The organism is Haloferax sp. ATB1, from assembly GCF_000730175.1.
The window spans coordinates 17,288-31,849 of the sequence record NZ_JPES01000069.1; the positions used below are offsets into that span (position 1 = coordinate 17,288).

Below are 14,562 nucleotides of genomic sequence, written 5' to 3' on the forward strand. Positions count from 1 at the left end.
CGTCTATTAGTCTGTGGAACTGGAAGGTTCAGCGACGGACGGGTCAGAGCCTCGGACATTCCAGACGACGTACATCGCGATTGGGACGAGCAACGTTATGATGAGCGCCCCAACATTGCCTGCAATCTTGAGCGTGCCGACGAAGCTTCGGACCCCGTAGAGGTAAATCACCAGCGGCGGCACTGCGGTTAGGGCCCATGCGACACTCGTTGAGAGGCCATTGTAGTCGACGTAGTTGTTCTTCTGAGCTAGGCCGAAGCCGATGAAACTGGTCATAACGGTGATCAGTGGTAAGACGTTGCCGATGATCAAGCCGCTCGTACCGTAGATCTGTTCGAAGGCCTGCGGCCCGATCTGTGGCACTTCGCGTCCGAAGACGAGGACGAAGGCGACCGTCAGAATCACGTAGAGCGCGAAGATCAGGACGAAAGCCAGGCGGATGCTCCGCTTGGCCGCCTCGTAGTCGCCGATGGACCTGTAGACGTCCGGAATCATCGCGTGCCCGACGAAGGCAAAGAGTGCGACGCCGACGAAGGCCTGCCAAGCACCCATGTCGACGGTATCGGCGTTGGAGAGATCCCCATGGGGGAGACTCGTGAGCGCCACGACTAAGAACAGGAAGACGATCCCGATGACGAGAGCGAACTCCATCTTAATCGAGGCCTCCAGACCTTGGTAGATCATGAACGAGGCAACGATCCAGAAGAGAATCGCGGCCATGACCTCGCTGAGCGGCGTGATAGCGGCGAGCGTCTGGCCGCCAGCGGAGGTGTACGCGAGCAGTGCGCCGTAAATGTAGACCATCATACCGCCCATCATGAGGTACCCTCCCGGACGCCCCAGCAGATCACTGGCCAAGGTGACGATCTGGCTGCCACCACTCTTCGCCGAGAACCGAAGCAGAATGATGGAGGTTGCGTACAGTAACACGCCCACGACCAGCATGAGAAGTAACGATGGGAGCAGCCCGATTTGAGCGGCAGCGTATGGTATCCCGAGGACACCGGCACCGATGATGCTCCCGATGATGAGACTTGCGCCGCGTAGTTCCTCTGTGAACGTCATTATTGATTAATCACCACAGACGATTATTGCTGAATGTTAAAACTTAAACTTTTGGTTACTCAGTTTAGAATTATATTTTCTCATCGAGCAGCGACCAGGTTTCGTGAGAGGCTGAAGCGAGACGGATCGCCTTCGCGTTCAGTATGGGTATTCGCTAGGGGTCAGACCGATATTAGGATAAGAGCCCATCATCAACCCGCAGAACCTCGCCGTTAACGTATGAGGCAGTCTCACTCGCCAGAAATGCGATTACATCTGCGATTTCTTTCGGCGTTGCCAGCCGTCCGCTTGCCGTATAGTCCTCTACCTCGTCCTCGTAGCTGGTCGTATTTTCGATGAGGTCAGTGTCAGTGTATCCTGGCGCAACGGCGTTGACACGAATACCTTTCTCGCCCAGTTCTCGTGCCGCCGCGCGAGTCAGTCCGATCAGTCCTGCCTTGCTTGCAGCGTAGTTTACCTGCCCCGCCCAGCCGCGCTGTGCCGCGACGCTCGCGACGTTCACGATCCGACCACCACGGTTTCGGAGCATCAGCCGAGCCGCCTCACGCGTACAGTAAAACGCACCAGATAGATTGGTCTCGATGACGTTGTGCCACTGTTCAGGCGTCATGCGAACGAGCAGTCCGTTCTCCATGGTTCCTGCGTTGTTGATCAGAACCGTCGGCGAGCCGTATCGGTCGGAGATCATCTCGAAGACTGCTGCCACCTCGTTGAAGTTGGTCACGTCGCACGGCTCAACCCTAGTGGCGGCCGGATATGCTGCTAGCATTTCGGTCGTCTGTTCAGCCGCTTCCTCGTCGTCGTGATAGGTGACGATCACTGTTGCACCGCCATCAGCGAGGCGCATCGCTACTGCACGACCAATTCCTCGCGTTCCACCGGTCACGACGGCGACGTCGTCCTGAAAGCTGACCATTACGCAAACACCGACCGTGCATCAGCAGGCGTCTCCAGCGTGTGGCACTCAGCGTCCGGATCGATACGCTTGACGAGACCTGCTAGGACGCCAGCCGGCGGAAACTCGATGTAGCGAGTGACGCCGCGTTGACGTAACTCCTCGATAGCGCCGATCCAGTCGACGGACGACGTGATCTGGTTGGTAAGATCCTGTCGAGCGATCGCTGGGTCTGTGTAGACTCGCCCCGAAACATCCGAGACGATTGGTATTGCCGCTTCCTTCAGTGAGATATCTTCGAAAACCCTCTCAAGAGGGTCAACGGCGGGTGCCATGATTGAAGAGTGAAATGCTGCACCGACTTGGAGTTCGCGGAACCGAGCAGTCGTTGCGTTAGAAAGGGTCGCTCGAACTTCCTTGACGCCGCTGATCGACCCGCTAATCACGGTCTGTTTTGGTCCGTTGTACAGCGCTACATTCACATCATCACGATTTCGACAGACATCGGCAACAGTTTCAGGATCTGCAAGTAATACTGCCAGCATCATCCCTGGTCCAGCCACTTGTTCGGCGCGTTCCATGAACTTTCCCCGTCGATGAACGACATCAACGAGATCAGCAGGTGACGCCATGCCGGCAGCTGTTAAAGCGGTGAAATGTCCCAAACTGTGACCGGCAACGAAGGCGGGCTCCACGTCAAACCGAGATACAACACCTCGGTACGTCGCGTATCCGGCGGCCAGTAGAGTCGGCTGAGCGGTACGTGGTTGTGCGAGTTCTCTCGTTCCCGCCTGGAAGCAGAGCTCGTACAGGTCACTATCGAGTGCGCCGTCGAGACTGTCGAAAGCCGTGCGCATCTCTGGCCACGCTTCGTAGAAGCTCTTTCCCATCCCCTGCTGTTGACTCCCCTGTCCGGGGAAGATGAATGCCGTGTCTGCGAGCGTTGCGGGTCGGTTGTCCTGGTTCATATGTTGTGTCGTGGAGTCCTCCTCGTCGAGCTACGGTTCGATACTGAACACGGTCACAGAGCCGATCGCGTATCCGGCGTCCTTGTCGTGACTGAGGCTGATCAGCGATATCTGCTGTTTCGTAGAGATATATTTCTTCGGTCGAGCGTCCTGCCAAGTGCTTCGTTCGCGGGCGGTTTAATCCGAAGGTGTGGGGTGGCCCGTTTACGAACAACCTCAATCGAGTCCAGCGGAATCGCAGGCGATTCAGCGTCGAGCGTCTTACAAAACGCCTCCTTGGCCGCCCATCGAGCCGCATAGTGCTGCGATGGCGTCCCTCGGCGTTCACAGTACGCTTGCTCCGAGTCCGTGAACGCGCGGTCACGGAACGATTTGCCGAATTCTGCGAGGAGAGAGGCAATTCTCTCAATCGATACGAGATCAATGCCGTGGCGAACGACGGAACCGGAGTCGATGGATCGGTCAGCCCTCGACTCGATGTCAGCGAAGGTCTCACAATAGCCGTCGTCGGCGCTAGATCCAATTCCAATGTTGCCGCCCAAGGCGTCTTCTTCACACATTGTCATGCTTGCTCGAAGACGAGCGTGGCGTTGATTCCACCGAAGCCGGCGGAGGTCGTCACAGCGGCGTCGATAGGGGCGTTGCACGCTTCAGTCACGACTGGAAGATCACACGCCGGATCCGGGTTCTCGTAGTTCGCTGTCGGTGGGATCGTCCGTTCAGCGATTGCCGTAGCAATAATCGCACTCTCGATGGCTCCGGCACCACTGAGAGCATGCCCGAGTGCGCCTTTGACGCTCGTGACTGGCGGAACGGTGTCGAACACGGACTGGAGTGCCTCAGCCTCCCGGGCATCGCCGGTCGGTGTACTCGTCGCATGTGCGTTAACATGATCGACAGCGTCCGAATCCAGAGTCGCATCCTTGAGTGCACGCTCGAGACACCGCCGAAGACCCTGCCCCCCTTTGGCCGGCCGTGTTGGGTGGTGGGCGTCGGCGGTCAATCCAGAACCCGTAATGGCCGCGTACGGCGTGACGCCGCGCTCGTCCGCGTGACTGCGCTCTTCGAGGATGAGAATCCCTCCCCCTTCCGCGAGGACGAACCCATCTCGATCGGCGTCGAACGGACGACTCGCTTGTTCTGGCGCCTCATTTCGTGTGCTGAGCGCCCGCATCGCGTCGAATCCGCCAACACCGGTTGGGGTGATTGGCGCCTCGGTTCCCCCGGCGATCACAATATCTGCGCGCCCGGCCCGGATGTCGTCGACTGCATCGGCAATCGCGTGAGCACCGGCTGCACAGGCCGTCGCAGGTGATCGGTTCGGCCCTTTCGCGTCGAAACACATACTGACGTGACCGGCCGCGAGATTCGCGAGCGCGGTGATGAGAAACCGCGGCGACGGCCGTTGACCAGTGGCGGCTTCGATCTCCGAAAGCCCGCCGAATGTCGAAGCGACACTGGTGCCGACTTGACATGGCGTCCAAGAGGGTTCACTGGGATCGAATTCAGCATCCGCGATCGCTTCCGCGGCTGCAGTAATGGCGAACTGCGCGTATCGTCCCATCATCCGATCATCGATCCAGCCACTGGCCGTTTCATCTGCCGGACTCCCGTCGATTTCGCACGCGATCTGTGACCGAACGGCTGCCCCATTGGGGTCGAACCGAGTGATTGGATCAGCGGCGGTGGTGCCCGCACACACCGCCTCCCAGGTTTCGTCCGCGGTCATTCCGAGTGGTGTGACCATCCCGATGCCAGTCACGACGACATCTCGATCCATGCTCAGACGTGTTCCTTGACGTATTCTTTGAAGCCTCTGACTTGCTCGATCTCCGCGAGATCTTCGTCGGGGATGTGGACACCGAGATCCGCTTCAATCACCTCGGCGAGTTCGACGATATCAAGCGATTCGGCGTCCAGTGTCTCTCCTTTGAGTGCGGTCGAATCATCGAACGAATCCATGTCGACGCGTAGTCTGTCCGCGACAATCGTATCGATTTGGGTGCTGATGCTGGGCGAGTCAGCCATGTCTTACGCTTTCGCATCGGTGAGTAAAATAATACCGTTTGTCACTGGCGACGACAAGACCTCCTTACGGTTCGAGGACGACTTTGCCAACGGTCTCGCGGTTCGTCAGTTCGTCGTGGGCCGCTCTCGCCTCAGTCAGCGCGAACGTCTCACCGATAATAGGTTCGACTCGGCCGGCGTGCAGGTGATCGAGCAGGTTCGGGACCGCCATATAGACGCGATGTGGAACATGCTCGAACGCGTGCTCGAGATGGTATCCAATGATCGACTGGTTCTCGAAAAACAGTCGAGGTACCGCCACCGTCGGGATCGACCCGCTGGCCATCCCGAACGAGACGATTCGGCCATTTGGTGCGAGCGCCTCTACGCTTTCGGCGAACGCATTGCCGCCGACGCCATCGAGAACGAGATCGACGCCCTTGCCGTCAGTTCGCGCAGAAACCGATTCTGCCACGTTAGTTTCGGAGTACTTGATCGCGTGATCGGCACCCAGTTCTTTCGCGATATCGAGCTTTGTATCGGTGCTCGCAGTGGCAAACACTTCCGCACCTGCAGTGGCAGCCAGCTGAATCGCTAGCGAACCGACACCGCCAGCAGCAGCGTGGATCAAGACGCGTTCCTCAGAACCTAATCGTCCCCACTCGTGGAGAATATTATGTGCGGTCAGGCCTTGAACAGGAATTGCTACCGCCTCGCGAGTGGAGAGCGATTTAGGGACCCGAAACGTCCGATCGACTGGTGCTGTTGCGATCTGAGCGTACCCTCCGGTGGAGGTCAGTGCTGCAACCCGGTCACCGACATCGATACTCGCTTCCGTTGGAGCAGCGGTGACGGTCCCAGCGACTTCGAGACCAGGGACGAACGGTGGGGAGGGCCCCTCCGGATAGTTCCCACGTCGTTGTTCGACGTCGGCGAAGTTCACGCCGGCAGCGTCAACGTTAATTTGAACCTCTGATTCGTCGTTCTCGATCGACGGTGGATTTCGGTCAGTGACTGTCAGAACGTCGCTACCGCCGTATTCAACGGCTGTAATGGCTTTCATTCTCAGGTTCCCCCGCTCGGTGAGACAGCTACAGGCCGTCCCACAGATTGGTGCCTTCTATCAATTGTCGTAGCCTGTTTCTGTTGTTCGGCCGTGCAGGTTACAATCTCCTCACCCAATAACCTTGGAGACGCTTTCATACGATACGGATCTAGCTGGTTCGTGACAGGAACTCGAGCACGGTTTCCGAGAGAACGGCGACACCGATCAGCAGACAATCTTCATCGATATCGAACGTCGGTGTATGATGGCCGCCGGTATTACCACCGATTCCGACAAACGTCGCTTTACCACCGTTCTCTTTGACGGCCCGCATAAGGTAGGTCACGTCCTCGCTGGCACCCGCGCTAGCACGTCGACGCACTGAGGAAACGCCGTCGACGCCTCTTGCAATGCCGTCGACGATATCGACCAGTTCCTCGTCACTGTCCTCGCGGATTGCCTCTCCGATAAGCGAGGTCTCGGCTTCACACCCATGCGCTTGTGCCGCTGAGTGGATGTGCCGACGAACTGAATCGCGCATATATTCCATCAACTCGTCCGATTCTCCCCGCATCTCTACTGTCGCAGTCGCTTTATCTGCGATCACGTTGGCGGCATTGTCGGAACTGATCTCACCGACGTTCACCCGTGTGGCCCCATCTCTGTGACGCGGGATACCGTAGATATTGCTCGTGGCATCCACGAGCGCTTGGACCGCATTACGGCCCTCATTCGGCGCTAACCCGGCGTGTGCAGATTTGCCGGTGAAGGTGATATCGTAGCGCGAAAAGGCAAGTGCCTCGTCGATGCCCGCAACCACAGTCCCGATCGGATGATCGAGACCGACGTGCGTTCCAACCAGGTAGTCAACATCGCCGATGTGGGGTCCGGCGGCCATCGCTTTCCCGCCTCCGAGGAGTTCCTCGGAGGGCTGGAAAAAGACCTTGAACGTGCCGCTAAAGTCGCTTTCGAGGACAGTCTGGAGCGTTCCCAAGCCGAACGCAATGTGCGAGTCGTGGCCGCACGCGTGCATGAACCCCTCGTTCTCAGAGCGGAATCCAACGGTGCTCGGCGCGTGGCTCTCGTCGGTCGATTCGGTAATCGGGAGAGCATCGATATCGACACGAAGCCCTACCGTCGGGCCATCACCGCGATTGACGACCGCGACGACCCCGGTATGTCCGCCTGCAACCTGTTCAAGGACGTCAGTTCGATCCGTCCGAGTTGCCGCTCGTTCGTGCCACTCGGAGAGTTCTTGTTCGTCCGGGACTCCCAGTCGTTCGTCGGGATTGAGCGCATCAGCCCCGACGTGAATCTGATCGATACCTAGACGTTCGAGTTCGTCGACGATCCGTGCTGTGGTCCAGAACTCGCGCCACCCGGGTTCAGGAAATTCGTGAAATTCGCGTCGGAGGTCAATGAGTTCCTGTTCCGTCGGGAGGTGGATTTTCGTTGTCATAGGTGTGTTGTGATGTGTGTTTGTTCGTTGTGCTATCTGTGCGTTATTCGTCTGCTTTGTCGGGCGGCGAGACCATATCCTTGTACCACATCCAGCGAGCGATGAGCGTCGTGCCGAATACGGAGACGATGATCACTGCGTACAGGGGGTAGCTTGGGAGGAAAGCCAGGTATCCGAGTTCCAACAGCAGCGTCATACTCAGTGCGATCACGAACCCGATACCCGCAACTTTCGGGTAGTCCCGCCCGAACTGGGCGAAGATAGCACCGAAGACCGCCGGTACCAGATACGATTCGAGTGCATTTCTCCACAGCTCGGGGAGTGCCTGGAAGACCGAAACGAGCGCGAACGCACCGACTCCCAGCATCGCCGTGTTGACGAAGATTGAGGCCGCTATCGCTACCGTTGAGATGATACTCGCTTGCGGCGTCCCCGTTTCGACGTCTGCAGCTTCCTGAGCCGCCGCTGCGCACGGTAATCGCAGGTTCGAGATATTCCCCGAGAGGAACGCCATGTACGTTCCAGGGATACCCAGGACCGGGTAATACGACAGCGGCTCAATGACCCAAGCCCACCCGAATGTGACCGCAACCGCGGCGAACGCCCCGATGATTGCTGACGAAGGAGCCAGGATGTCGAAGGCGACCAGTAGCGTAACCGCAGGTCCCAACGAGAGCACGACTGCGAGGAGATTGGTCGCCCTTCCCCATTTGTTGACGTAGGGGATAAACTGCTCCTGATAAACATCGCTATCGTCCGCCGTTTGGGTGCTACTGACTTGCGTACTCTGACCTTTAGACATGTTACCACCAACCTCCAACGGTCACTTGCATGGCGACGCCGGCCAGAAGCCCGACGAACATTGCTATGCCAAGCGACCATTCTCTGATCCACTGAATGTCGCGACCTATCAGCAATGTGTAACAGTGCAAGCATCGCGAGCCCTCCGACGGCGACGGAAGCGGTCTCCTGAGTCCCTGCAGTGACTTCGCCGCTCAGGAAATACGCGAACGCACCGAGCATCGCCGCTGCACTAATCACCGGGAGGAGTTTTTCGTTACCGTTGCTGATCTTCGTTCTGAACGCCTCCATGTGCCGCGTGCCAAACGCCGAGACGAGTAGCCAGCCGGTGCCGCCAAGTGTCATCGCCCAAACTGCCGTCGCGTACGCTGTTTCGGTAATGCCCTCCTCACCCAAGCTGTATCCGAACTGGCTAACGCCTAACTCGGCGGCAGGTAGCTCGAACGCCACCGACCCGATCACCGTGAGACGCATCCATGCCACGGGACCACCAACAGTCGCAATCAATGCTAACATTCCCGCCAACACCGCGACTGAGGGACCGATAGCCGATATCAGTCCCGTTTTGAATCCAGTCTCTAGTTTCTCCTCCGAGAGCCCCATCTCCTTCCCGTCGTTCCATGCACGCCGCAGAAAGAGAGTGGCCTGCAGCAGCACGGCTAAAACGACCGGAACTGTCGAGAGCCACAACCACGGACTGTTGGCGATGTCCATATACGCCGGTGCTATCGGCGCCATCTCATGCCATACCATAGCATGTACCCCGTGCATCAGATTAACATATATAATCACCGGTGATGGTCGCAGGTCCGGAATTCAATCTCTAGATATCCTTACATTACCCCGATAAATTCGGCGCGTTCGTAGCCGGACACTAACTATCCCAGCAGATGCCTGCGGTATCGACTCTTGCCGCTGTACTGTCGACACCGCGGTCGCGCTCAAATTAAACGCCGCGACCCTGCAGCATCTCCTCCTCGGGCAGGTCGACGTTGGCGTCGCCCTTCATACCCGAGCCGACGTTCTTGCTGATCTCGGCCAGCGCGTCGGAGTCGTCCCAGTTGTTGACGGCCTCGACGATAGCGGTGCCCATCGCCTCGGGATCCTCGGCGCCGAAGATGCCCGAGCCGACAAAGATCCCGTCGCAGCCGTGATGCATCATCAGCGCGGCGTCGGCCGGCGTCGCGATGCCACCGGCCGCGAAGTTCACGACCGGCAGGCGGCCCATCTCAGCGGTCTCGTGGACCAGTTCGGCGGGTGCTTCGTGTTCGCGGGCCCACCTCTCGCGTTCTTGATGGGTCATTCCTTCGAGTGTACGGATCGATCCCTTGATGTTGCGTTGGTGGTGGACGGCCTGATTGACGTCGCCGGTACCGGCTTCGCCCTTAGTGCGGATCATCGCCGCGCCCTCGTCGATGCGCCGGAGCGCCTCGCCGAGGTTGCGCGCGCCGCAAACAAACGGCGCTGTAAACTCGCGCTTGTCAATATGATAGCGGTCGTCGGCGGGCGTCAGGACCTCCGACTCGTCGATCATGTCGACACCGGTCGATTCCAAGATCTGGGCCTCCTTGGTGTGACCGATCCGGGACTTTCCCATCACCGGGATTGACACCTCATCGATGATCGCTTCCACGTCGGCGGGGTCGGCCATTCGGGCGACTCCCCCGCGCTTGCGAATGTCGGCGGGAACCGCTTCTAGGGACATTACCGCGACCGCGCCGGCGTCCTCGGCGATCCGGGCCTGCTCGCGGTTCACGACGTCCATGATCACGCCGCCCTTCTGCATCCGGGCGAAGCCGCGTTTGATCAGATCGTGTCCGTGCTTGAGTTCCTCGAGTTCAGCGTCTTCTGGCATTTTTGATATTTGGTTTCATGTTCGGTTTCCGAATCTGTACATAGTTTTTGTCACGATTGGGCTCTGGCGCGCTCGCGCGCCTGCTGGATATCCTCGCCTTCGAGTATCGCTTCGACGAACAGCTCGCCGGCGCGGTACGACGAGCGGACCATCGGACCAGAGGCACAGTAGAGAAAGTCCAGTTCGTCTTCGGCAACGCGCTTCCAGGTGTCGAAGGCGTCCGGATGCACGTACTCGCTGACGTCGAGGTGCGAGCGGGAGGGTTGGAGATACTGACCCAGCGTCACGATGTCGACGCCGGCCTCCCGAAGGTCCGACATCGTCCGGTACACCTCGTGAGCGTACTCACCGACTCCCAGCATCAGGCTCGTCTTCGTGTAAATGTCGGTCTCACGATCGACCTGCTCGAGGACCGAGAGCGACTGTTCGTAGCCGGCACGGCGGTCCCGAACGGGCCACTGGAGGCGCTCGACCGTCTCGATGTTGTGGGCGATCACGTCCGGATCGGCGTCGATAATCTTCCGGACGAGATCGGGGTCACCCTGGAAGTCTGGAATCAAGCACTCCACGAGGATTGAGGGATCCCGCTCCTTGATCTCGCGGATGGTTCGAGCGAAGTGACCCGCACCCTGGTCGGGCAAGTCGTCGCGGTCGACCGACGTGAGGACGACGTAATCGAGACCAATGTCGGCGACGGCGTCCGCAACGTTCGAGGGTTCGTCGAAGTCCAGCGGCTCCATCCCGCCGGTCTTGACGTCGCAGAAGTTACAGCCACGCGAACAGCGATCGCCCATCAGCATGAACGTCGCCGTTCCGGGGCCGTCCCGTCCGCTCCAGCACTCGCCCATGTTCGGGCAGTTGGCTTCCTCACAAACCGTGTGGAGGTCTCGCTCACGGAGCGACTGTTTGATCTCCGTGAAGCGCTCGCCTGACGGCGGTCGAATCTTCAGCCAGTCTGGTTTACGTGCCTTGCTCATGGGGTTCGATGGTCGATCGACGATCAGTCATAGATGGGATGCTCCGAACAGAGCCGGTCCACCTCTGTCGATACCTCCTCGGCCAGGTTGTCGTCGCCCGGATCGTCAAGGAGATCGACGATATACTGACCGACCTGCTCCATCTCAGACTCGGTGAACCCGCGCGTCGTCAGCGCCGGTGTCCCGACACGGATACCGCTGGTGACAAACGGAGACCGCGACTCGCCTGGAACTGTGTTCTTGTTGACCGTGATCCCGACGCTCTCCAGTCGCTCCTCGGCATCTTTTCCAGTGACAGACGGATGCGAGTCACGCAGGTCGACGAGGAGGAGGTGCTTGTCGGTGCCGCCGCTGACAAGAGACATTCCGCGATCGGTGAGCACATCGGCGAGAGCTTTCGCGTTCGAGACGACCTGTTCCGTGTACTCGGTGAACTCGTCGGTGAGTGCTTCCCCGAAGCCAACGGCCTTGCCGGCGATGTTGTGCATCAACGGCCCGCCCTGCGCGCCGGGGAACATCGCCTTGTCGATCGCCTCGGCGTGTTCCTCCGTCGTGAGTATCATCCCGCCGCGTCCGGCGCGGATCGTCTTGTGCGTGCTCCCCGTTACGAAATCGGCGTCCTCGACCGGGTTCACGTGGACCCCGCCAGCGATGAGCCCCGTGACGTGGGCGATGTCCGCAAGGTGATACGCGTCGACGGCGTCAGCGACCTCGCCGATGCGCTCGTAATCGAACTCGCGGGGGTACGCTGATGATCCACTGACGATCAGGTCCGGATCGAACTGTTCGGCGTGATCGGCGAGTTCGTCGTAGTCAATATACCCCGTCTCCGGATCGACGCCATACTGTTCGACCTCGTAGTACTGCCCGGAGAAGTTGACGTGATGACCGTGTGAGAGATGGCCGCCGTGGGTCAGGTCCAGCGAGAGAATTCGGTCGCCAGGATCCAGCATCGCGAAGTAGACGCCCATGTTGGCCTGCGTGCCACTGTGTGGCTGAACGTTCGCGTGGTCGGCGCCGAAGAGCTCTTTCGCGCGATCGATCGCCAGCTGTTCCACGGTATCAACGTGTTCGCAGCCGCCGTAGTACCGCGATCCGGGATACCCCTCGGCGTACTTGTTGGTCAGCACCGATCCCTGCGCCTCGAGGACGGCTTCGGAGACGTGATTCTCTGACGCAATCATCTCCAAGTTCGATTCCTGTCGGCGTTTCTCTCCGCTGATGGCAGCTTGGACATCGGGATCCGTCGCTGCCAGACCGCTGTCTGGTAACATACACTGAGTGAATCCCACCGATAGTATAAAAAATCTTGGTCAAGTCTAGCGTGCGGAACGATATCACAATGTCATGTCCACTTAGTAGACCTGAAAACTGCTAGCTCAAAGAGGAGGTGACTCCCCACACTGCTCGGCCGCTTAGAACAACCGTCCAGCTACCAAACTCACCATGTTTTAAGTCGGTGTAGTAGCGTGAATGCTGTATGGTGCAAACCGTAGAGACAACCGAAGCGCCGGCAGCGGTCGGTGCGTACAGCCAGGCGACCGAGACCGACGACATCGTATTTACCGCCGGACAGATCCCCGCGACACCCGACGGCGAACTCCTAGATGATGCACCGATCGCCGAGCAGACGGAACAGTCACTCAAGAACGTCGAGGCAGTGCTGGACGAGGTGGGCCTCGGCATGAGCGACGTGCTCAAAGTGACCGTCTTCCTCGATGACATCGACGACTTTGACGAAATGAACGAGGTGTACAGCGGGTACTTCGACGACGAGCCGCCTGCTCGGAGCGCCGTCGGTGTCGACAAACTTCCGAAAGGCGTCGGCGTCGAGATCGAAGCCGTCGCCAGCAAGTAACGCAACTGCCTCTGACGAGGCATCGAACAGTTATTTTGCTCCACCGGAACGAAACCCCGAGCCGCCCGCAAGCGGCGGCCTCTCGTCCCCGACTGACAGTTACTGACTGCGACAGTGACCAACTGCGTCGAACTGCGTGTGGTCGGCTCTCTCCGCCGCAGTTCGCGCCGTCGGGCAGAGCCAGTTACCGGTCGAAGGTGTGAATCGGATGACCGAGCGCACACTCGGCTGCTTCCATAATCGCCTCGGAGAGCGTGGGATGCGCATGGACGGTCGACGCGACATCAGAGAGCGTCAGTTCCTGCTCGACTGCGAGGCTGATCTCGGCGATCAGCTCGGATGCCTCGGGGCCGACGACTTCTCCACCGAGTATCGTCCCGGATTCGGCGTCCGCGACTAATTTTACGAACCCTTCTCGCTTCCCGGCCGTCAGCGCCCGCCCGCTCGCGCGGAACGGGAATTCCCCCAAGGTGGGTTCGTAGCCCCGTTCGCGTGCCTCCGATTCGGTCAGCCCGACGGTTCCGATCTCAGGGTCGGTGAACACCACGCTCGGGACGGTTCGAGGCGGGTCGGGTGACGTGCCCGCAATCGCTTCGGCAGCAACAACGCCTGCGGAACTTCCTTCGTGGGCAAGCATCGGTTCGCCCGCGACGTCGCCCGCCGCGAAGACGTGATCGACGTTCGTCCGCCCGAAGTTGTCCGTTTCGACGAACCCCTTGTCGTCGCGCTCGATGCCGAGCGCTTCCAGGCCTGCCGTGTCAGAGACCGGGGAACGGCCCACCGCGATCAGTGCCTTGTCGGCCGTGAGTTGTTCGGGGGCACCCTTGTCCGTGTCATCCTCGACAGGTTCGGTCGTAATCCGAATCCGCCCGTTACCGGTCGGCTCCCAGTTCGCCGCGACGCGACCGAACTGAAAGTTCACGCCAAGCTTTTTCGCCTGCTTACGGACCGGCCGAGTAAGTTTGTCTGAGTACCGCGGTAGTGGGGCGTCCAGCATCTCGACGATTGTCACGTCCGTCCCCAGTTTGGCGAACATTGTCGATAGCTCCATCCCAATATAGCCCGCGCCGATGACCACGAGCTCGTCGGGGACCGACTCGAGGTCGAGCGCGGCCTTCGCGTTCAGTATCGGTTCGTCATCGAACGAGAATCCCGGGAGCTCGATCGCCCGACTCCCGGTCGCGACGATGGCGTGGTCGAACGCGACCATCTCGATGTCGCCGTCGCTACTGATCTCCGCGCGGTGATTGTCGACCAGCTGGGCCGTTCCCTGTTGCAGCGTGACGCCGTTAGCCTTGCAGAGCTTCTCGACGCCCTTCGTTAGCTTCCGGACCACGCGGTCCTTCCATCGAGTGAGGTGTTCGAAGTCAACCGCGACGTCTGCCTCGATACCGCGGTCCTCCGCGTTCCGTATCGAGTGAACATCGTCGGCCGCATCGATCAACGCCTTCGAGGGGATACAGCCGTGGTTCAGACACGTTCCACCAATACCACCCCGATTGACGAGGGTAACGGTTCGTCCGAGCTGTCCAGCGCGGATGGCCGCGACGTAGCCCGCGGGGCCACCACCGATGACAAGTACGTCTGTTTCTTGCATGGATGTGCTATCCTCGTGATATCCTCTGGGCTTCC

General features: G+C 59.4%; 14 protein-coding genes and 1 pseudogene. 1 reads left to right on the top strand and 14 read right to left on the bottom strand.

All coding sequences use genetic code 11. The features are described from left to right. Positions 1-6: 6 nt before the first annotated feature. The 13 genes and pseudogenes from ATB1_RS10965 to glyA form a co-directional block, all read right to left on the bottom strand. Complete coding sequence (locus ATB1_RS10965; protein ID WP_052367931.1) at positions 7-1,065, bottom strand: aromatic amino acid transport family protein; 1,059 nt, start codon at positions 1,063-1,065, stop codon at positions 7-9. Between the two features lie 172 nt (positions 1,066-1,237). Next, positions 1,238-1,981, bottom strand: coding sequence for a 3-oxoacyl-ACP reductase FabG (gene fabG / locus ATB1_RS10970; protein WP_042663735.1), 744 nt, complete (start codon positions 1,979-1,981; stop codon positions 1,238-1,240). Continuing rightward, positions 1,981-2,928: an ACP S-malonyltransferase gene (locus ATB1_RS10975; RefSeq protein WP_042663736.1), complete on the bottom strand. Its 948-nt coding sequence runs from the start codon at positions 2,926-2,928 to the stop codon at positions 1,981-1,983. The genes fabG and ATB1_RS10975 overlap by 1 nt, the downstream gene beginning before the upstream one ends. A 101-nt stretch (positions 2,929-3,029) precedes the next feature. Then, positions 3,030-3,488, bottom strand: a complete 459-nt coding sequence (locus ATB1_RS19890; RefSeq protein ID WP_241768189.1) for a holo-ACP synthase — start codon at positions 3,486-3,488, stop codon at positions 3,030-3,032. Positions 3,489-3,490: 2 nt separating this feature from the next. Beyond that, positions 3,491-4,708 carry a beta-ketoacyl synthase gene (locus tag ATB1_RS10985; protein WP_042663737.1) on the bottom strand — a complete coding sequence of 406 codons (1,218 nt, stop codon included), beginning with the start codon at positions 4,706-4,708 and terminating at the stop codon, positions 3,491-3,493. 2 nt (positions 4,709-4,710) lie between these two features. Then, positions 4,711-4,956 carry an acyl carrier protein gene (locus ATB1_RS10990; protein ID WP_042663686.1) on the bottom strand — a complete coding sequence of 82 codons (246 nt, stop codon included), beginning with the start codon at positions 4,954-4,956 and terminating at the stop codon, positions 4,711-4,713. Between the two features lie 64 nt (positions 4,957-5,020). Next, a complete protein-coding gene (locus tag ATB1_RS10995) occupies positions 5,021-5,998 on the bottom strand; it encodes an NADPH:quinone oxidoreductase family protein (protein WP_042663738.1) in 978 nt (325 codons plus the stop codon). A 151-nt stretch (positions 5,999-6,149) separates the two neighbouring features. Beyond that, the gene (locus ATB1_RS11000; protein ID WP_052367933.1) at positions 6,150-7,439 is read right to left on the bottom strand and encodes an amidohydrolase; all 1,290 of its coding nucleotides are present in this window, start codon (positions 7,437-7,439) and stop codon (positions 6,150-6,152) included. A gap of 43 nt (positions 7,440-7,482) precedes the next feature. Continuing rightward, entirely contained in the window at positions 7,483-8,241 is a 759-nt protein-coding gene (locus tag ATB1_RS11005; RefSeq protein ID WP_052367929.1) for a hypothetical protein, read from the bottom strand. A 158-nt stretch (positions 8,242-8,399) separates the two neighbouring features. Then, positions 8,400-9,011 (bottom strand): annotated as a pseudogene (locus ATB1_RS24380) (DUF5058 family protein); the annotation flags it as partial. A gap of 175 nt (positions 9,012-9,186) precedes the next feature. Continuing rightward, the gene (pdxS, locus tag ATB1_RS11010) at positions 9,187-10,095 is read right to left on the bottom strand and encodes a pyridoxal 5'-phosphate synthase lyase subunit PdxS (protein ID WP_042663739.1); all 909 of its coding nucleotides are present in this window, start codon (positions 10,093-10,095) and stop codon (positions 9,187-9,189) included. Positions 10,096-10,145: 50 nt separating this feature from the next. Beyond that, complete coding sequence (gene lipA / locus ATB1_RS11015; protein ID WP_042663740.1) at positions 10,146-11,072, bottom strand: lipoyl synthase; 927 nt, start codon at positions 11,070-11,072, stop codon at positions 10,146-10,148. A gap of 23 nt (positions 11,073-11,095) precedes the next feature. Continuing rightward, positions 11,096-12,346, bottom strand: coding sequence for a serine hydroxymethyltransferase (glyA, locus tag ATB1_RS11020; RefSeq protein WP_042663741.1), 1,251 nt, complete (start codon positions 12,344-12,346; stop codon positions 11,096-11,098). Between the two features lie 206 nt (positions 12,347-12,552). Between glyA and ATB1_RS11025 the strand changes: the two genes are divergently transcribed. Beyond that, positions 12,553-12,930 carry a Rid family detoxifying hydrolase gene (locus ATB1_RS11025; protein WP_042663742.1) on the top strand — a complete coding sequence of 126 codons (378 nt, stop codon included), beginning with the start codon at positions 12,553-12,555 and terminating at the stop codon, positions 12,928-12,930. Positions 12,931-13,114: 184 nt separating this feature from the next. On the opposite strand, the gene lpdA is transcribed toward ATB1_RS11025, so the two are convergent. After that, on the bottom strand, positions 13,115-14,527 hold the full coding sequence (lpdA, locus tag ATB1_RS11030; protein WP_042663743.1) for a dihydrolipoyl dehydrogenase: 1,413 nt from the start codon (positions 14,525-14,527) through the stop codon (positions 13,115-13,117). Positions 14,528-14,562 lie beyond the last annotated feature (35 nt).